20 protein-coding genes are annotated in these 18,874 nt (G+C 67.6%); 9 read left to right on the top strand and 11 right to left on the bottom strand.

Features of this window, described 5'->3' with window-relative positions:
• Positions 1-336 precede the first annotated feature (336 nt).
• The 3 genes from ACNSN7_RS11335 (at position 337) to ACNSN7_RS11345 (ending at position 3,227) form a co-directional block, all read left to right on the top strand.
• Positions 337-825, top strand: a complete 489-nt coding sequence (locus ACNSN7_RS11335) for an Lrp/AsnC family transcriptional regulator (RefSeq protein WP_418282400.1) — start codon at positions 337-339, stop codon at positions 823-825.
• A complete protein-coding gene (locus ACNSN7_RS11340; RefSeq protein WP_418282401.1) occupies positions 822-1,961 on the top strand; it encodes a pyridoxal phosphate-dependent aminotransferase in 1,140 nt (379 codons plus the stop codon). The genes ACNSN7_RS11335 and ACNSN7_RS11340 overlap by 4 nt, the downstream gene beginning before the upstream one ends.
• Before the next feature lie 111 nt (positions 1,962-2,072).
• A complete protein-coding gene (locus ACNSN7_RS11345; protein WP_418282402.1) occupies positions 2,073-3,227 on the top strand; it encodes an acyl-CoA dehydrogenase family protein in 1,155 nt (384 codons plus the stop codon).
• 58 nt (positions 3,228-3,285) lie between these two features.
• Here ACNSN7_RS11345 and ACNSN7_RS11350 read toward each other — a convergent pair whose 3' ends face one another.
• The gene (locus ACNSN7_RS11350) at positions 3,286-3,879 is read right to left on the bottom strand and encodes a trimeric intracellular cation channel family protein (protein WP_418282479.1); all 594 of its coding nucleotides are present in this window, start codon (positions 3,877-3,879) and stop codon (positions 3,286-3,288) included.
• Between the two features lie 242 nt (positions 3,880-4,121).
• Between ACNSN7_RS11350 and hisF the strand changes: the two genes are divergently transcribed.
• Together hisF and ACNSN7_RS11360 are read left to right on the top strand one after the other, a co-directional pair.
• On the top strand, positions 4,122-4,940 hold the full coding sequence (hisF, locus tag ACNSN7_RS11355) for an imidazole glycerol phosphate synthase subunit HisF (RefSeq protein ID WP_418282403.1): 819 nt from the start codon (positions 4,122-4,124) through the stop codon (positions 4,938-4,940).
• Between the two features lie 167 nt (positions 4,941-5,107).
• Positions 5,108-5,293: a DUF7511 domain-containing protein gene (locus tag ACNSN7_RS11360; protein WP_418282404.1), complete on the top strand. Its 186-nt coding sequence runs from the start codon at positions 5,108-5,110 to the stop codon at positions 5,291-5,293.
• Positions 5,294-5,465: 172 nt separating this feature from the next.
• Here the strand turns inward: ACNSN7_RS11360 and gatB are convergent, their stop codons facing one another.
• Positions 5,466-6,953: an Asp-tRNA(Asn)/Glu-tRNA(Gln) amidotransferase subunit GatB gene (gene gatB, locus ACNSN7_RS11365; RefSeq protein ID WP_418282405.1), complete on the bottom strand. Its 1,488-nt coding sequence runs from the start codon at positions 6,951-6,953 to the stop codon at positions 5,466-5,468.
• 531 nt (positions 6,954-7,484) lie between these two features.
• On the opposite strand from gatB, the gene ACNSN7_RS11370 reads away from it, so the two are divergent.
• The 4 genes from ACNSN7_RS11370 to ACNSN7_RS11385 all read left to right on the top strand — a co-directional run bounded on the left by ACNSN7_RS11370 (position 7,485) and on the right by ACNSN7_RS11385 (position 10,503).
• A complete protein-coding gene (locus tag ACNSN7_RS11370; RefSeq protein WP_418282406.1) occupies positions 7,485-8,189 on the top strand; it encodes a phosphoribosyltransferase in 705 nt (234 codons plus the stop codon).
• A gap of 18 nt (positions 8,190-8,207) precedes the next feature.
• Positions 8,208-9,074 carry an HD domain-containing protein gene (locus tag ACNSN7_RS11375; RefSeq protein WP_418282407.1) on the top strand — a complete coding sequence of 289 codons (867 nt, stop codon included), beginning with the start codon at positions 8,208-8,210 and terminating at the stop codon, positions 9,072-9,074.
• Positions 9,075-9,139: 65 nt separating this feature from the next.
• Positions 9,140-9,508 carry a hypothetical protein gene (locus ACNSN7_RS11380; protein ID WP_418282408.1) on the top strand — a complete coding sequence of 123 codons (369 nt, stop codon included), beginning with the start codon at positions 9,140-9,142 and terminating at the stop codon, positions 9,506-9,508.
• On the top strand, positions 9,508-10,503 hold the full coding sequence (locus tag ACNSN7_RS11385) for a YeiH family protein (RefSeq protein WP_418282409.1): 996 nt from the start codon (positions 9,508-9,510) through the stop codon (positions 10,501-10,503). The genes ACNSN7_RS11380 and ACNSN7_RS11385 overlap by 1 nt, the downstream gene beginning before the upstream one ends.
• 71 nt (positions 10,504-10,574) lie before the next feature.
• Here the strand turns inward: ACNSN7_RS11385 and ACNSN7_RS11390 are convergent, their stop codons facing one another.
• The 9 genes from ACNSN7_RS11390 to ACNSN7_RS11430 form a co-directional block, all read right to left on the bottom strand.
• Entirely contained in the window at positions 10,575-11,015 is a 441-nt protein-coding gene (locus ACNSN7_RS11390) for a DUF7313 family protein (RefSeq protein WP_418282410.1), read from the bottom strand.
• Positions 11,016-11,064: 49 nt separating this feature from the next.
• Positions 11,065-11,817, bottom strand: a complete 753-nt coding sequence (locus tag ACNSN7_RS11395; protein WP_418282411.1) for an NAD(+)/NADH kinase — start codon at positions 11,815-11,817, stop codon at positions 11,065-11,067.
• A 169-nt stretch (positions 11,818-11,986) separates the two neighbouring features.
• On the bottom strand, positions 11,987-12,616 hold the full coding sequence (locus tag ACNSN7_RS11400; protein WP_418282412.1) for a DUF420 domain-containing protein: 630 nt from the start codon (positions 12,614-12,616) through the stop codon (positions 11,987-11,989).
• Between the two features lie 120 nt (positions 12,617-12,736).
• Entirely contained in the window at positions 12,737-13,783 is a 1,047-nt protein-coding gene (locus ACNSN7_RS11405; protein ID WP_418282413.1) for an NAD(P)-dependent glycerol-1-phosphate dehydrogenase, read from the bottom strand.
• A 161-nt stretch (positions 13,784-13,944) separates the two neighbouring features.
• On the bottom strand, positions 13,945-14,637 hold the full coding sequence (locus ACNSN7_RS11410) for a LysE family translocator (protein WP_418282414.1): 693 nt from the start codon (positions 14,635-14,637) through the stop codon (positions 13,945-13,947).
• Positions 14,638-14,877: 240 nt separating this feature from the next.
• The gene (locus tag ACNSN7_RS11415; RefSeq protein ID WP_418282415.1) at positions 14,878-15,453 is read right to left on the bottom strand and encodes a response regulator transcription factor; all 576 of its coding nucleotides are present in this window, start codon (positions 15,451-15,453) and stop codon (positions 14,878-14,880) included.
• A 216-nt stretch (positions 15,454-15,669) separates the two neighbouring features.
• The gene (gene guaB, locus ACNSN7_RS11420) at positions 15,670-17,157 is read right to left on the bottom strand and encodes an IMP dehydrogenase (protein WP_418282416.1); all 1,488 of its coding nucleotides are present in this window, start codon (positions 17,155-17,157) and stop codon (positions 15,670-15,672) included.
• Positions 17,158-17,367: 210 nt separating this feature from the next.
• Positions 17,368-17,673 (bottom strand): PRC-barrel domain-containing protein, encoded by a 306-nt coding sequence (locus ACNSN7_RS11425; protein ID WP_418282417.1) that lies wholly within the window; start codon positions 17,671-17,673, stop codon positions 17,368-17,370.
• 157 nt (positions 17,674-17,830) lie between these two features.
• Positions 17,831-18,760: a ZIP family metal transporter gene (locus ACNSN7_RS11430; RefSeq protein WP_418282418.1), complete on the bottom strand. Its 930-nt coding sequence runs from the start codon at positions 18,758-18,760 to the stop codon at positions 17,831-17,833.
• Between the last annotated feature and the right edge of the window lie 114 nt (positions 18,761-18,874).

Here is an 18,874-nt window from a genome sequence, read left to right on the forward strand (position 1 = left end):
CGAACGGCCTCGCGCGAGGGAGTCAGGGGCGGTCGCCGGAACCGCTCGGCGACCGCCCCTGACGAGGCTGGGGAGGCGTGAGGTACGGGTGCGGTCCGGTCGGGGTTGGGCTTTGCAGGTGTTTATCGTCGATCGAACGAGGTCACTTATAAGCGAGCGGCTGGGGCTTTGCGGGTGTGTATCACAGAGTTGTCGATCATTTATAAACACCCGCCAGCAACACCCCAGTTCCACGTATAAGCCGTCCTCGAACGTGTGGGGTGAGCACCGAGCGTGTGGAGCGACTCGTTTGTGCAGGCCGCCATATTGAAACCCTCCCCGCGACTCACACGACGTATGGAAGCCGAGCGCGAGGTACTCGACGTGTTGGCGCGGAACGCCCGCGAGGACGCCGCCGACATCGCGGCCCAGACGGGTCTCGACGTCGACGAGGTCGAGGCGGCGATCGCGGCACTGGAGGCTGACGGCGTCGTTCACGGCTATCAGGCGGTCGTCGACTGGGACGGCGTCGACGAGGGCAAGATCCGGGCGCTCGTCGAGATCAACGTCGAACTCGACCGCGAGACGGGCTACGAGCAGGTCGCCGATCGGATCGCGAAGTTCCCCGCGGTCGACGCCTTACACCTCGTCTCCGGTGACTACGACTTCGCGGTCGAGGTGCTCGGCGAGACGATGCAGGACGTCTCGCGGTTCATCTCCGAACAGGTCGCGCCGATGCCGGAGGTCACCCAGACGGTGACCCACTACATCATGGAGACGTACAAGGACGGCGGGATCCGGTTCGAGGACGGCGACGACGACGATCGACTCTCCGTGTCGCCATGAGACTGTCCGAGCGCGCGAGCGACCTCCCGGCCTCCGGGATCCGGAAGTTCTTCGAGCTCGCGGAGGCACGCGACGACGTGATCTCACTGGGCGTCGGCGAGCCCGACTTCTCCGCACCGTGGTCGGCCCGAGTCGCGGCGATCGATTCGCTGGAACGCGGGAAGACCTCCTACACCGCGAATCGCGGGATGGCGGAGCTGCGCGAGGGGATCGCCGACCATCACGACCGCTACGACCAGCCGTACGACCCCGACGACGAAATCCTCGTCACGACGGGCGCGAGCGAGGCGGTCGATCTCGCCTTCCGCGCGCTTGTCGATCCCGGCGACACGGTGGCCGTCCACGAGCCCACGTACATCTCCTACGCGCCGGGGATCGAGCTGGCTGGCGGCTCGCCCCTCGCGGTACCGACCCGCGCCGCCGACGACTTCGCGCTCACTCGCGAGCGGCTCGATGCCGCCGGTGCGGCCGACGCGGACGTACTGGTCCTCTGTTACCCGAACAACCCGACCGGCGCGACGATGTCCGACGAGGAGCTCGCCGAGGTCGCCGCGTTCTGTCGCGACCACGACCTCCGGGTGATCGCCGACGAGATATACGCCGCGTTGACGTACCGCGGCGACCACGCGTCGATCGCGACCAAGCCCGGCATGCGCGGGCGGACCGTCGTCGTCAACGGGTTCTCGAAGGCGTACGCGATGACGGGGCTCCGGCTCGGCTACGCGCTCGGCCCGGCCGACGCGATCGGTGCGATGAACCGGATCCACCAGTACACGATGCTGTCCGCTCCGACGACCGCCCAGTACGCGGCGTTGGAGGCGCTCGATCGGTGCGACGACGAGGTGACCGAGATGGTCGACGAGTACAACCGCCGCCGCCGACTCGTCGTCTCGCGGTTCAACGAGATGGGACTCGACACGTTCGAGCCGACCGGCGCGTTCTACGCGTTCCCCGACTGCGGCGGCGACGACGAGGCGTTCGCCGAGGAGCTCCTCGAGGAGCAGGGCGTCGCCGTCGTCCCCGGTTCCGTCTTCGGCGCGGGCGGTGAGGGTCACCTCCGGGTGTCGTACGCGACCTCGATGCGTGAACTAAAGGAGGCGACCGATCGGATCGCCGCGTTCGTCGACGGACGATAGCCCGGGTGTCGGGGGCGCGTGCGTCGGAACGCCCGCCGAGAGAACTTTCAACTCGTATCGAATTGTTCCGGGTTTGGGAACGATTAACATTCGGTGCGACGGAGTACCGGTATGGAGTTCCAGCTTTCCGACGAACAACAGCAGCTTCGCGAGGAGGTCCGACGGTTCGCGGACGAGGAGATCAAGCCGGTCGCGACCGAGTACGACGTCGACGAGGAGTACCCTCACGATCTGATGGACCAGGCCGCCGAGATGGGGCTGCTCGCCCCGCACATCCCCGTCGAGTACGGCGGCGTCGACTACACCGCCCTCGAGAACGCGATCCTCACGGAGGAGCTGTTCGCCGCCGACCCGGGGATCGGACTGTGCATCTCCAGTGCCGGCTTCGGTGCGGAGGCGATCATGGAGTTCGGGACGGACGAACAGAAAGCGGAGATCCTGCCGGAAGTCACGGCCGGCAACGCGATCATGGGCTCGGCGATCAGCGAGCCGCAGGCGGGATCGGACGTCACGTCGATCGCGACGCGTGCGGAGCAGGACGGCGACGAGTGGGTGATAAACGGTTCGAAGATGTGGATCACCAACGGCACCGTCGCGGACTACTTCGTCGTGGTCTGTGAGACGGACCCGGAGATCGAGGACCGATACTCCGGCTACTCGCAGATCCTCGTCGAGGCCGACCGCGACGGTCTCACCCGCGAGAAGATCACGGGCAAGCTCGGTATCCGCGCGAGCGACACCGCCGAGCTCGTGTTCGACGACGTGCGCGTTCCCGAGGAGAACCTGATCGGTCAGCGCGGGATGGGGTTTCTCCAGCTCATGCAGTTCTTCGACGAGACGCGGACCGCGGTCGCGGCACAGGGCGTCGGCATCGCCCGCGGTGCCGCCGAGCGGGCGCTCGAATACGCCGAGGAGCGCGAGCAGTTCGGCCGCCCGATCAGCGACTTCCAGGCGATCAAACACAAGCTCGCGGAGATGCACACGAACACGGAGGCGGCCCGCTGGCTCACCTATCGCTCCGCGTGGGCGGTCGACAACGAGCCCGGTGATCTGACGGCGCTCGCCTCGATGGCCAAGGAGTTCGCCTCCCGAGTCGCCGTCGACGTCGCCGACGAGGCCGTCCAGGTCCACGGCGGAGCCGGCTTCGTCAACGACCACGACGTCGAGCGGTTCTACCGCGACGCGAAGATCACCCAGATCTACGAGGGGACCACGGAGATCCAGAAGAACATCATCGCCCGAGAGCTGCTCGACGAGGGGTTCTGACGCACGGTGAGCGCCGGGAGTCCGGCATCACGGGGGTTCCGCTCCGCGCGTGCAGTCGTCACCGGTTCGGTATCGTTGGGAGACGCCAGCCGTACGCGACCGCGAGCAATCGACTTCCGACGGTCACCGCCGCACACGCGGCCGCAGCGACGCCGCCAGTCGTGCCCACGCTACCGAGGACCCAGTAGGTACACCCGCCCAACACCGCACAGCTCGCGTAAAAGTCGTCGAACAGGATGAAGGGAGACCGGTCGAGAAGCACGTCCGCGAACGCGCCGCCACCGACCGCGTTGATCGTCGCGATCGCGACGACGCCGAACGCCGACACGCCCGCCTCGCTGGCGACGATGGCACCGGTCGTCGCGAAGGCGGCGAGGCCGATGGCGTCGGCGACGAGCGCGGTCGGACGGTCGTCGGGCGACGTGAGAACCAGGCTCAACGCCACCGCGAGGACGACGCCGAACAGCCCTAACGCGATCTCGATCGGTGACTGAAGCGCGAGTGGAACCCGGCTCACGAGGAGATCTCGGGTCACGCCACCGGCGAACGCCATCGCCAGCCCGACGACGGTGACGCCGAAGAGGTCGAACTCCTCACGGATCGCCTTGGTCGCCCCCACGAGTGCGAACGCAACCAAACCGATCGTGTTCATCACGGCGAACGGGTCACCGGCCAGTATCGTGACGGGATCCTGACTCACTGTCCACGCATATGTCGGTCCCGCTCTTGAGCACTCCGACTTGACCGCTCCGACTCGACCGCTTCGGCTCGACCGCTCCGACTCGACCGCTCCGGCTCGACCGCTCCGACTCGACCGCTCCGGCCCCCGTACCGGAGACGCGTTGCACATCCCCGCGCCTTTTAACCCCCGCCGTCGCCAACGATCGATACCGAATGGGACTCACGAAGCGAATCATCCCCTGTATCGACGTCGACCTCGACGACAGCGGCGACGCCGCCGTCTACACCGGGGTCAACTTCGAGAACCTGGAGTACACCGGCGATCCGGTCGAGCTGTCCAAGAAGTACAACGCGGCGGGGGCCGACGAGTTCGTCTTCCTCGACATCACCGCGAGCGCGGAGGGGCGCGAGACGATGCTCGACGTCGTCAACGCGGTCGCCGACGAGTGTTTCATCCCGCTGACCGTCGGCGGAGGCATCAGGACGAAAGCGGACATCAAGGAGACGCTCCGTGCGGGCGCGGACAAGGTGTCGATCACGACGGGTGCGCTCGAACGCCCCGAGCTCATCAACGAGGGCGCGGCCGCGTTCGGCAGCCAGTGTATCGTCATCTCCGTCGACGCCCGTCGCCGGTACGACGACGCGGGCGACCACTTCTTCGAGGACGACGACGGCGAGGCGGTGTGGTTCGAATGCACCAAGAAGGGCGGCCGCGAGGGAACCGGGATCGACGCCGTCTCGTGGGCGCGCGAGGCGGAGGAGCGCGGGGCCGGTGAGCTGTTCGTCAACTCCATCGACATGGACGGGACGAAGGACGGATACGACATCCCGCTGATGACGGCGATCTGTGACAACGTCTCCACGCCCGTCATCGCTTCCTCGGGCTGTGGCGGCCCCGAGGACATGTACGAGGTGTTCACCGAGGCGAACGCCGATGCCGGCCTCGCCGCCTCCATCTTCCACTTCGGGGACTACTCGATCGAGGAGACGAAACAGTACCTCGCCGAGCGCGGGCTACCCATCCGCCTGTAGGTGACGCCCCTCGATCCGCCGGGCGATGGCGCGTCACGGACGGCCGGCCGTGGTTTTGCCCGATCGATCACTTACATTACTTCTTCTCACAGTTCCTCAAGCGTGTTTTTTCACTCACGCGGATTGAAACCAACACCTCTTATGTAATGGCAGTTGTACGCTCGAACATGGCCACGTCACCGACACGTGCGTTCCGTGCGGAGCCGCCGGAGCTCGTCTGCCGACCGAGCGAGGAGGGGTCCGACGACACCGAGGTGACGTTTTACGAACCCGACCGCGATCCCGCCGAGCGGACGACGCGGTGGATCACGGCCGACGAGTCCGACTGTATCCCCGAAGCGGCGTGGCGCTGACACGCGGCGTCTCCCGAGTTCGCGGATACGCTCCGTTCTCAACACGCCGATGACGTGTCGAGTGGGTCGTTGACACGTCGTCGGGGTCGCGCTCCGTCTCGCTCGGATAGCCCATGTGATCGAGTCGTGACTCGGAGGCGTTCCGAATCGAGCAGTCGCGAACGGATCGACCTCAGCCGTCCAGTCGCTCGCGGAGCAGCCCGTTCACCTGTCCGGGGTCCGCGCTCCCGCCGGTCGCGCCCATCACCTGTCCGACGAGGAAGTTGATCGCGCCGTCGTCTCCCTCGTGGTAGTCCGCGACCGCGTCCGGATTCTCCTCGATGGCGGCGGCGACCGCCTCCTCGACCTCGCCGGTGTCGGCCTTGCCGAGCCCCTCGCGGTCGATGACGGTCTCCGGGTCCTCGCCCTCGTCGAGCATCTCCCGGAGCACGACCTCCTCCGCGTTTTTCACCGTGAGCTCCCCGGCGTCGACCAGTTCGATCAAGCGCTTGAACTCGTCGAGGCGGCCGTCGACGTCCGTGATCGCCATCTCGCGGTAGTTGAGTTCGCCGAGGAGGTTGTCCGCGACCCACGTCGCCGCGAGTTCGGGGTCGAACGCGCCCGCGACGTCCTCGAAGAAGTCCGCGACCTCCTTCGTGGAGGTGAGTTTCGAGGCCGCCTCCTCGTCGAGTCCGTACTCCTCGCTGAACCGCTCGCGGCGCGCGTCCGGCAGCTCCGGGATCGGTATCCGGGACTTCCAGTCGGACACCTCCAGTGCGGGCAGGTCGGCCTCCCGGAAGTAGCGGTAGTCCTTCTCCGCCTCCTTCGACCGCATCGAGACGGTGACGCCGCGACCCTCGTCCCAGTGGCGCGTCTCCTGTTCGATCTCCCGACCGCGTCGGAGCACGTTGCGCTGGCGAGTGATCTCGTATGCGAGCGCCTTCTCAGCGCCCTTGTGACTGGAGATGTTCTTCACCTCGGCGCGGTTGGCGTCGGCGAGGACGTCCTCGGGGACGGAGCCGTCGTCCGCCATCTCCGAGGCGGGAACCAGGGAGACGTTGGCGTCGACGCGTAAGCTCCCGTCGCGGGTCGCATCGAACACGCCGAGATACTCGAGGACCTCCTCCAGTTTCGCGAGGAACGCCCGCGTCTCGGCGGGCGACCGGAAGTCCGGCTCCGTGACGATCTCCATCAGCGGCGTCCCCGCCCGGTTGTAGTTCACGAGCGTGTGCGTCGCCGACTCGATCGACCCGCCCGCGTGTTGGAGGCTTCCGGGGTCCTCCTCTAAGTGTGCGCGAGTGATGCCGATGGTCCGTCGATCGCCCGCGACGCTCACGTCGAGTTCGCCGCCGGCGCAGATCGGCGCGTCGTACTGGGTGATCTGGAAGTTCTTCGGCAGGTCGGGGTAGTAGTAGTTCTTCCGGTGGAACGTCGTCGTCTCGGGGATCTCGGCGTCGATCGCCTTTCCGATCTTCACGGCGGCCTCGACCGCGCCCTCGTTGAGGACGGGGAGCGCGCCGGGCAGTCCGAGGCAGGTCGGACACGTGCGCGTGTTGGGCTCCTCGTCGTCGTCGGACTCGGTCGAACAGCCGCAGAAGATCTTCGTGTCGGTTTCGAGCTGGACGTGGACCTCCAGCCCGATCACGACCGCCGTCTCCTCCGCCGCGGCCTGAGTACTCATTGGCGAGTCGTTGCGCGCCGGCCCCCTAAACCGTGTCGGGACGTCCCCCGTCGCGGGTCCCTGCCCACGTTTCCGTCCTCCGGCGCGCGCGAGGAACGCGCGCGAGGGCCCGACAGCGGGCGGGAACGAAGTGAACGCCCGCGGTCGCCGGCTGGGGAGGACGAGGTGCGGACGAGGTGCGGTCGCGGTGCGGTCGCGATGCGGCCGTTGTGCGGTCGCGGTGCGGTCGCGATGCGGTCGTTGTGCGGTCGCGGTGCGGTCGCGATGCGGTCGTTGTGCGGTCGCGGTGCGGTCGCGATGCGGTCGTTGTGCGGTCGCGGTGCGGTCGTGGAACGATCGTCTCCCGACACCCATGTTCTCGGCTTGCCCCCCAGCCACGACTCCTTATACCCCCTCACGACCCGCGGCCATGGCCCCTTATACCCCCTCACGACCCGCGGCCAGCAACGGCGGGCGCTCCCGGACCGGGTGTTCGTCCTCGACGGACGGTTGCTAAACCCTTATCAGCGCGGACGTGTCACTCTCGGACGTATGAGCGACCTCCCGGACGACTTCGACTGTACAATCACCAACTGGGAGTACATTTACGGACTCTGCCGGACCGTCTCGAACGAGGTGAAACGCGCCGAGTTCGAGCCGGACGTCGTCGTCGCACTCGCTCGCGGCGGCTGGTTCGCCGGCCGATGTACCTGCGATTTCCTCGGCTTGGACGACCTCACGAGCCTCAAGATGGAACACTACGTCGGGGCCGGCATCAAGTCCGACGAGCCACAGGTCAGGTACCCGATGCCGGAGGGCAGCGTGGAGGGGAAAGACGTCTTAGTCATCGACGACATCGCGGACACCGGCGGCTCGATCCGGCGCGCACACGAGTACGTCGAGGAGCGCGGAGCCGCAGAGATCCGGACGGCGACGCTCCAACTGCTCCAGACCTCGGAGTTCGAGCCCGACTTCGTCGGCGAGCGGTTGGAGGAGTGGACGTGGGTCGTGTACCCGTGGAACTTCATCGAGGACATGATCGACCTCACCTCGGGTGCGATGGACCAGGCGGAGATGACGACGTTCGACCGGGAGTCGATCCGACACTACCTCGATGAGTTCCACGGGATCGACCGTATCGCCATGGAGATCGCACAGCCGAGCCGGCTCGACGAAGTGCTTGCGGAGATGGAGCGGCGTGGCGTCGTCGAACCCGTCGAAACCGACGGTGACGACGAGTGGCAGCTCGCGAAGTGACTCCACGGGGACGACACGATGAGGGATAGCCGAGACGACCACGATCCGGACGGCGACGACCCCGACCTCGACCCGGACGGCGACGACCCCGACCTCGACCCGGACTGCCACGACCCGGACGGCGACGACCCCGACCACGGCCCGGACGACGACGACCACGAGGGAGACGACGGCGACGACCCGGACGACCGAGACACACACCGTCCCGACGTCGCCATCGATGCCGTCCTCCACGCCTACGAACTGAAAGACGAGCGGCGGACGGGGTGGCAGCTCCGCGGCGTCGACGCCCCCGAGTCGGTCGCCGCCCACTCGTGGGGCGTCGCGTACCTCGTGTTGGCGCTCGGCGACCGGTTCCGCGAGGAGCTACCGGGCCTCGATCTCGATCTCGCGCTTCGGCTCGCGGTCGTCCACGACGTCGCCGAGGCGAAGACCGGTGACGTCGCGACGCGCGCGGACGACGCCGTCGAGCCGGTCGATCGGGCCGCGAAGGAGGCGGCCGAGCGCGCGGCGATGGCGGAACTGGCCGCTCCGCTCCCGGATCGGATCCGGGAGGCGTGGGAGGCGTACGAGGCGCGCGACTCGCCGGAGGCCGTCCTCGTCAAGGAGTGTGACCTGCTCGACACGTGTCTACAGGCCGTGATCTACGAGCGCGACGATCGCTACGATCCGGCCGACGGCGACCCGGGCGCATTCCGGGAGTACGAGGACCTCGACGAGTTCTTCGCGACCGCCGAACCGCGGATCCGAACGGTTGCCGGGCGGACCCTGTTCGAACGACTCCGCGATCGGTACCGATCGATCCGTGACGGTGACGGCGACGGCAACTGCGTCGGTGACGGCGACGGCAACTGCGTCGGTGACGGTGACGGCGACAACCCTTAACAGGGAATAGGAACTGAATTAACCGCCGAGTAGAGACTCACGTGCGAGCGGAGCCTCACGAACGAATGTCCGAACACACCGATCTCATCGGTATCGGAGGAGGAACCAGCGGATCGTCACTCCTGTACACGATATCGAGCCCGAATGGCACCGACAAACGGAGCGAGCCCACAGGCACCGACGAACGGAGCGAGCCCACAGGCCCCGACGAACGGAGCGAGCCCACAGGCCCCGACGAACGCGCCGGCCCCGACGGCCCCGACGAACGCGCCAGCCCCGCCAGCCCCGGCGGCCCCGACGGACGTACCGAACCGACCGACATCGCCGTCGGCGACCGCGTCGTCGCGTACTGGACCGGCCTCGATCGCGGCTGGCAGGCGCTGTGGTTCGGGCTGGTGATCGTCGTGGGTCAGCTCGTCATCCAAGCGTTCTGATGGGTGTCGTTACTGCGTTCAGGCCGTACGTCCCGGGACTGGCGCTGCTCGGCGGCGGCGCGCTCGCCGCCCACCTCCTCGCCGGCATAGTCGACGGGTTGCAGCCGCTCGTCGTCGCCGTCGGGGTCGGCGTCCTCGTCGGAAATCTCGTCGGGACACCGAGCGCGGCCGAGACGGGCGTGGGAGTCCACAAGCTCTTCTTGGAGACCGGGATCGTCCTGCTCGGCGCGGCCGTCGTCGTCGAGGAGTTCATCGTCGCCGGCCCGACCGTCCTCGGACTCGTCGTCGCCGCGGTGGCGGGCGGACTCGTGCTCGCCGAGGCGGTCGCCCGGCTCCTGTTCCGGCTCGACGGTGAGACGCCGTCGCTGTTGGCGGCCGGCGCGAGCATCTGCGGCGTCTCCGCGGTCGTCGCGGTCGGCCGGGTGCTCGATGCGCGGGGGTCCGCGCTCACGTTCGCCGCGGCGACGATCCTGCTTTTCGACGCGGTCACGCTGGTCGCGTTCCCGATCGCGGGCGAGTGGCTCGACCTCTCCGCCCGACAGTTCGGCGTCTGGGCCGGCGTCAGTATGTTCTCGACGGGTCCGGTCGCCGCCGCCGGGTTCGCTCACTCCCCGGAGGCCGGCCAGTGGGCGACCGTGACGAAGCTCGCCCGGAACTCGCTTCTCGGCGGCGTCGCGATCGCGTACTCGATCGCGTACACCGCACGCTCGGCGACCGAGCCGGGCGTCCGGAGGCTGTGGGCGGAGTTCCCCAAGTTCCTGCTCGGCTTCCTCGTCGTCGCCGCGATCGCCAACGTCGGACTCCTGTCTCCGGCCGCGATCGACTCCATCGGCGCGACGTCGGACGCGCTGTTCACGCTCGCGTTCGTCGGTCTCGGCCTCTCGATCCGGATCACGGAGATGCGTCGGGTCGGGGCCGCCCCCGTCGGCGTCGTGTTGGTCCACCTGCTGGTCGTGAGCGCGCTAGCGCTCGTCGCGGTTCGGCTACTGCTGTGAGCGTCCCGTTCGATTCGCCGTGCGGCGTACCGGCTCCGGGCGCGTGAGAACTCCGAAAACGTTCCGACCGCTCAGGCGATGATCGCGCCGACGAGGTCGTCGACGAGGAAGAACAGCGCGTAGTAGGCGGCGTACAGGACGACCAGCGCGGACGCGACGATCGCGCTTTTCGGGGCCTCGATCGGCATGTCGTTGCGCGCCTCAACGCTGCGCGCCTCGAGCTCGAACAGGTCGGCGATCAGCATCGTCACGACGAGCACACCGAGGATCGTGCCGCCGACCGGTGCCTGAAGCGTGTACAGGAACGTCAACAGCACGAGCCCGATGTTCGTGAACGCGTGGGGCGTAAACCGGTCGACGTCGTCGCCGGTTCTCCCCTGATCGACGTGTCTCTTGTGTTGAACGTGTCGTGTTGCGAGGTTCGCGACCGCCATCACGAGGATCGCGAACGGCAGCATCGGCCCGACGACGGTCAGCCAGTCGAGGGGGACGAGGAACTGCAGTGGGTCCATACGACACCATCCGTGGACGACTCATTAGAGTTTTTCCAATCGGCGGCGCTTACCAGTCCCCACGGGTCGCCGGAACCGACAGGAGTTCCATCCGCTCGTGGGCGGTCACGCGGACCGGCTCGTGGGGCGGGACGCGCTCGCGACGTTCGTCGTCGACGACGAGCGAGACGGGCTCCTCGTCGCGTTCGACCGACAGCGTCACCGCGCCGTCAGCGACCCACGTCTCCGCGCCGGTCGTGAAGGGCGCAACGGGGACGACTGACAGTCCCGCCCCCGGATCGATCGTCGGCCCTCCTGCAGCGCCCGCGTAGCCGTCGCTGCCGAGCGGCGTGGCGACGACGATCGCGTCGGAACGAACCGACGCCTCGTGCTCGCTCGGGAACGCGGCCCGGTACTCGGAGATGCGAGCCGGCTCGTCCGTCACGATGGCGACGTCGAAGACCGCACGTCCGACCCGATCGCCGTCGAGGGAGACGGACAGGAGGGGGTGTTCGACGCTTCGTCCCGCGCCGGAGAGCAGCTGACGGATCGCGTCCGACGCCGACGGCCGTGCCACCGCGTAGCGCCCGGATCCGACGGGGAGGATCGGAGGACGATCCACAGCGGGCTCGCTGCCGCCCGGTCCGGATTCCCCGATCGCTGCCTCGACGAGTGCCCTTTCGCCGACGGTGACGACCGCGTCGGCGTCGGACGGGTCCGAGAGTCGTCCCCCATCGTCCTCGATGGCGGCCCGAAGCCGACGGCCGTCCCGGTCGTCTCCTCCGTCATCGACGACCGCGACACGGAGACCCGACTGGCTCATGGGAACCCGTCCGCGTGGCGGCGGTGAAAAACTCTCGGTTCGGTCCGCAGATCACACGGGCGTCGTTGGCGTGAGCCGATCCGATGACGTGAGCCGATCCGACGACGGGAGCCGATCCGACGACGTGATCCCATCCGACGACGTGAGGCGATCCGGCACCGGAAGTGGGTCACGTTCCCGCGACGATCGGGAGCAACACCGTCGCTGCGGCCTCGAACGTCGAGTCGTACACGTGGTTCAACAGGACGTACGCGACGATGCCGAGCACGAGCGAGATCAGCCACGACCCGGCCGCGATCCGCCCGATCGTCGCGTGGGGCGTCTCGGTCCGAAGCTCCGTCTCAGTGTGGGTGAGTCCGAGGATCACGGCGTACAACACGACGGGAACCGACACGATGGATAACACGATGTGGATCCCGAGCATGAGCAGGTACGCGTAGTACGCGAGGTCGGGACCGACGAAGTATTTCGTGCCGCCGCCGGCGACGCGCGGGACGTACATTCCGAGGAACACGAGGATGAGCACGAACGACGTCGCCATCGCGGTCGCGTGTTTCCGGACCTCGTCACGGCGGATCCAGTACCAGCCGAGCGCCAGACAGACGACCGTGACGGAGTTGACCGCGGCGATCGCGTGGGTGAGGAACTCGACGACGCCGCGCGAGAGATCGGGAAACAGCGCCTGGAACTCCGGGACGAGGAACGCGCCGAGAACCGCGCCGTAGCCGACGACCGTGAGGAGGGCGGTGAGCGCTCCCGGCCGACGTTTCGCTCGGGCGCGCACGCTGGCAACTAACATACGAACACGTTGGGACGGGCCCGTAATTCGTCTTCGGATCCGCCGACGGACCAGATCCCGGTGGGAACCTCGGACGCGATCAGATACGCGATCAGATCCCGGTGGGAACCTCGGACGCGATCAGATGACGTCGGTCGTCGTCGCGACCGCCACGGCGGCATCCTCGCTGATCCCCCCTTGGAGGATCGTGTACCGATCGCGGATCTCGTGAGCGCCGGTGAACGCCTCGATCAGCTCCGCGTCGGAGATCCCGAGTTCGTCGGCGGTCGTCGGCGCGTCGAGCGAGGCGAGCGCATCGCGGATCGCGGCCCACTGCCCGCCCTCGCCGCTGTGGAGGAACTCGGTCATGATCGACGCGACGCCGACCTGGTGGCCGTGCAGCGCCTTGCCGGGCGCGATCCGGTCGAGCTGGTGGGAGATGAGATGCTCCGCGCCGGACGCCGGCCGTGACGAGCCCGCGATCGACATCGCGACGCCCGAGGACACCAACGCCTTCACGACGATCCACGCGGACTCCTCTAACCCGGGTTTGATGGTGTCCGCGCTCTCGACGAGCAGTTCGGCGGTCATCTCCGAGAGCGCGCCCGCGTACTCGCTGTACTCGACGTTGCGGAGCCGGTGGGCGAGCCGCCAGTCCTTGACCGCCGTGTAGTTCGAGATGATGTCCGCACAGCCGGCGGTCGTCAGCCGCCACGGTGCCTCCGCGATCAGTTCCGTGTCGGCGACGACGGCGAGCGGCGGGTCCGCCGCCACCGAGTGGCGCGTGTCGCCCTCGGGGATCGACGACCGCCCGGAGACGATGCCGTCGTGGGAGGCGACGGTGGGAACGGAGACGAAGCCGACGCCGAGGTGGTCGGCCGCCATCTTGGCGGTGTCTATCGGCTTCCCGCCGCCGAGCGCTATCAGGTAGCCGGGGTCGACCGCCTCGGCCGTGTCGATGAGCTCCTCGACCGAACGGAAGGAGGCGCTCTCGACGACAGCAGTCGCCGGGTCGTCGAACTGCGCGCGCACGCGGTCGCCGGCGATCTCGTTCGGCGTCGGGCTCGTCACGATCAGCGGCCGGCCGGTAAGATAGAGCTCGTCGACGGCCTCGCCGAGCCCTTCGACGACGCCGTGCCCCACGAGGACGTTTCGCGGGAGCTTGATCCACGTCGACTTATCGAACATATCCCCAGATCACGCCGGCGGGTCAAAGCCGTTGTCCATGTCGCCCGCGGCGACGAGTCGGGGGACGTCATCGTCGCGAGTCGGTCGCTGCGAATCGGTCACTGTGAGACGCTCGCACCCGCTACGAGTCGGTTGTTGCGAGCCGCGCGTCACCCGTCGACTCACACGGGCAGCAGCGTCGTGGCGGCGTCCGCGAGGAAGAACACGCCGAAGCCCGCGAGCACCCCAGCGGAGCCGATCGCGACGACCGGGGCGAACGTCTCGATCCGGCTCTCGGCCGCGACGAGCGCGGCGGGAAACGCGACGACCCAGCCGATCACGCCGAGGAAGAAGCCGACGATGAGCGCCGGCGAGCCGGTCGTGACCACGAGCGTCCCGGCCAGGTCGCTGCCGACGACCGGAACCCGCGCGAGCACGTCGAGCCGACCGGGCCGAAGGAGGCCGACGCCGACGGTGAGCCAGAAGAGCACCTGATACGGGTTCGTCAGCGCCAACACCAGCGCCTTTCGGAACCCCTTCCCGGCGTCGATCCGGGGCTCGTCACCGGCGGTCGGTCGGAACGACGCGCGGGCGCTGCGGACCGCACCGACCGCGAAATAACACATGAGGACGCCGCCGACCCCGACCATCACGGACTGGAGCCGTGGGGCCGATTCGACGATTCCGACGACGCCGAGATACGCCAACAGGAAAAAGAGCACGTCGGCGACCGCCGCACCGAGCCCGGCGCGAGCGCCCGCGACCCATCCACGAACGACCGACTCCTCGGCGATGACCGCGTTCATCGGGCCCGGCGGGGCCGCGAGCGCGAGCCCGAAGACCGCACCGACCGCGATCGTTCCAACCGTGTTCACGACAGCGTACACGCCCGGTTTCGTGAAAAACCCCCTGAAGGAGACGTGGTAGACGGCGACGGTTCCTCGACATCGATGAACGGATACGGGACGTACGCACCGATGTCGTACCACACGAGCGACGGCGAGCGGCCTCGCTATCTGCGACTGACGGTCCCGATTCATCTCGAAGCGCCCACAGACCCGTTTAAAACGCCCACGGCCCTCTCGAAACGCCCTTAAAAGCGATCGGCGACCCTCTCAGTCGTCGACGTCGAACTCCTGGAACAGCTTCTCGAACTCGTCGTGCTCGTCGATCTCCCCGATCGTCCGGTCGAGCTCCGCTCGGAGGTCAGCGATCCGCTCGGAGAGGTCCTGATACTCGTCGTTGTCGGCGAGTTCGCTGGCGCTCTTTTCGGACTCCAGGATCGCCTTCTTCGAGGTCAACGCGAACAGCTCTTGGACGTCGCCGTCGTAGCCGCCGCGCCGTAACAGCCCCTCGACCGTCTCGTGAAGCACCTCCTTCGTAACGGGTTTGACGAGGTAGTCGTCGAACCCCATCTCGAGGATGTCGAAGTCGGGTTCGACCGCGGTGACCATCGCGACTCGGCAGTCGATACCGCGCTCCCGTACCGCAACGAGCACTTCGTCGCCCGAGAGGCCGGGCATCCGACGGTCGAGAAGGATCGCATCGATCTCCTCGTCCAACTGCTCGATCGCCTCGTGACCGCCGTATGCAGTTCGTACTTGATACTGATCGCCGAGCCACGCAGCATACAGGTCGGCAAGGTCGGGTTCGTCCTCGGCGACGAGGATCACGGGCGGTTGTTCACTCATGGGTGATCGGAACGGCGACGGTCTCGCTCACATCTCCCATCTCTCGTCACGCTATATCAAAATACCTCTTCTCGGCACCCGGGTGCCTCGATACAAGCGGCGAGTGTTTCCGAAAGGACACGGGTCGGTCACACGTCTCCCCCTCCGATCCCTCGCATCGACGGAGCGTCGTCGACGACGACGGTCACCCGGCCGGCCAACTGCCCGATCGGTCCGTCACTCGTTCGGGCTGTAGTTCGGGGCTTCGTCGGTGATCATCACGTCGTGGGGGTGCCCCTCGGTCTGTCCCGCACTGGAGACGCGGACGAACGCCGCACGCTCGTGTACCTCGGGGATCGTGTTCGCACCGACGTAGCCCATCCCGGAACGCATGCCACCGGTGAGCTGGTACAGCTCGGAGGCGAGAGTCCCCTTGTACGGCGTCGCGGCCTCGACGCCCTCGGGGACGAACTCCTCGTCCTCGTCGGCGTCCTTGAGGTAGCGGTCGCCGCCGCCGGATTTCATCGCGCCGACCGATCCCATCCCGCGGTACTGCTTGTACTTTTTCCCTTGCATCGTGATGACGCGCCCCGGGGCCTCCTCGGTGCCCGCGAAGTACGACCCGAGCATCACGGCGTCAGCGCCGGCGGCGATCGCTTTGATCGCGTCGCCCGAGTAGCGGATCCCGCCGTCGGCGATCACCGGGATGCCGTGGTCGCTGGCGACGTCAGCGACCTCCGAGACCGCGGTGATCTGCGGCATTCCGGCCCCGCTGACGACCCGCGTCGTACAGATCGAGCCCGGTCCGATGCCGACTTTCAGTCCGTCAGCGAACCCGACTGCTGCCTCCGCCGCCGCTCGCGTCCCGACGTTGCCGACGACGACGTCGGCGTCGACCGTCTCCTTGATCGCCTCCGCGGAGTCGAGCACGTTGAGGTTGTGTGCGTGTGCACAGTCGATGAAGATCACGTCGACGTCGGCCTCGTCGGCCGCGATCGCGCGCTCCTCCTCGAACGGACCGACGGCGACGCCCGCGAGCAGGCGGCCGTCCTCGTCGCGGGCGGCGTTCTCGTGTTCGCGGCGCTGGAGGATACCCCCCATCGTCACGAGTCCGACGAGCCCGTCGCCGTCGTCGACGATCGGGACGCGTTCGATCTTGTGCTCGTACATCAGCTCCAGCGCCTCGCGCGCGTCGACGTTCTCGGATGCGGTGATCACTTCGTCGGTCATCGCCTCGCGGACCGCGTCCTCCTCGCCGACCTCAAGGTACGGCCGGATGTCGGTACCGGAGATGATGCCGAGCACGACGTCGTCGTCGTCGACGACCGGCGCGCCGGAGACGCCCGCTCGCTCCATCCGTTCGTCGGCCTCGCTCACGGTGTCGTCGGGGTTCACGGTGACGACGTCCTCGCGCCGGATGATCAGCTCGTGGGCGCGTTTGACGCGCTCGACCTCGGCGGCCGTCTCCTCGACGGTCATGTTGCGATGGAGCACGCCGAGTCCGCCCTCGCGAGCCATCGCGATCGCGAGATCGCTTTCGGTCACCGTGTCCATCGCCGCCGACAGTATCGGAACCGTCAGTTCGACGTTCCTCGAGACGCGAGAGGACAGATCCGCGTCGTCGGGCTCCACGCGGCTCTCCATCGGTCTGAGCAACACGTCGTCGAACGTCAACGCCTCTGGTACGTCGAGTTTCGCCGAGAATCGGCCGGAATCCTTCGCCATGTAAACCGTCGTGACGGATCACGCAAAAACGTTGCGAGTCTACACGGACGTGCAACACGATCACATCCGCACCCAGAAAATGTTCAGTATCGTGCGATCAGGACGGGTGCCGCAGGGTTCACCGATCACCGAGCCGCCGGCTCCGCGGGTCGATCGCCGAGAACGCTGGCTCTGTGCGCCGCGTTTCGCGTCGACGATGACGGGTCGACTTCAGCCCGACGACGGTTCGACTTCGGCCTCAACCTCGTCATCGCCGGTGTCGAGTCGTTCGATGACGTCGTTGATCAACACGACGTCGCCGACCGCACGGACCCAGCGATACGGGACGATGATGCCCGTGTTCCGCTCGATGCGACCGGCGAACAGTTCGATGTTGAGCTCGCCCAAGGCGAGTCCGGTGACGGACTGTGCGTCGAGATCGAGGCGGACGTCCTCCACCTCCCCGACGAACACACCGTTGTTCGAGTACACCTCACGACCGACCAGCGACGTGATCTCCTCCGGTGGACCGTTCATAGTTCATACGGTCTGGAGCGCGCGTATTAAGCGTTCGTTGTCGAACGACGTCCGTCTGACGCGAGACGCGAACTCGGTGGACGAGCGCGGGCCGCGACCGTCATCGAACTGCGTCGGACGGGGATCGTCCCGCGTGACCGAGCGGCGACGGCCTCCCTCAGAGGACGAGAACCTCGTCGACGACGACGAGGACGACGAATCCGAGGAGGAACGCCGTCGTCGCGGCGTCGGCGTAGCCGTGCCCGTGCGAGGAGGGGATCATCTCCCGGAAGACGACCGCGAGCATCGCGCCCGCGGCGAAGCCGGCGGCGACGGGAAACAGCCCGGCCGCGAACGAGACGAGGTAGTACCCGAACGTGGCGGCGACGATCTGCGGGACGAACCCGGACAGCGTCGTGTAAAGCAACACTCGCCCGCGATTCATCCCCGTCTCGCCCATCGGGACCGCGAACGCGAACCCGTCGGGGACGTTCTGGAGGCCGATCACGATCGCGAGCAACACCGCGACCTCCTCCAGGCCGGACGCGAACGCGACGCCCATCGCCAACCCCTCCGGCGCGTTGTGCAGGGTGATGGCACCGCCGACGAGCAGCGCCTTCCGGATCCGCGCGTCGACGCCGTCCTGCTCGCTCGACGAGGGGGACGCCGGATCCGTCGCCGATTCCGGTGACGCGATCGGATCGGTCGACCCGCGCGGGGTATCCGACTCGACCGGATCGGTCGGCCCGTCCGGATCGAACGGCATCGCGCGCTCAGAGACCGCCGTGACGTCCGCCTCGGTCGCGCCTCCTTCCGCAGTCCACTCCCGGTAGGCGGCGTGAACGTGGGGTATCGCGCGGTTCCCGGCGAGCAGCGCGAACCCGCCGATGACGAGTCCGATCATGACGGTCGCGAGCCCGCCGTCCTCCATGCCGGGGAGGATCAGCCCGAACACGCTGGCCGCGACCATGATCCCGGCCGCGAGTCCGAGCGCGGCGTCGTACGTTCGATGGCTCACGCGCGCTCGGACGAACACCGGAAGCGCGCCGATCCCGGTCGCGAGGCCGGCCGCGCCCGTGATCGCTAGCACGGTCACGATGTCGGTCATATCGCCCGATTACGCGGTGAGGAACATAAAGCCGGGAGCAACGACCTCGACGACCTCGACGACCGGAGGCCGGACCGCGCGGTCGGACCGGTTCCGGTCCGTCTCCGAACGGAG

The sequence above is a fragment of the Halorubrum rarum genome (assembly GCF_048380895.1).
GTDB lineage: Archaea > Halobacteriota > Halobacteria > Halobacteriales > Haloferacaceae > Halorubrum.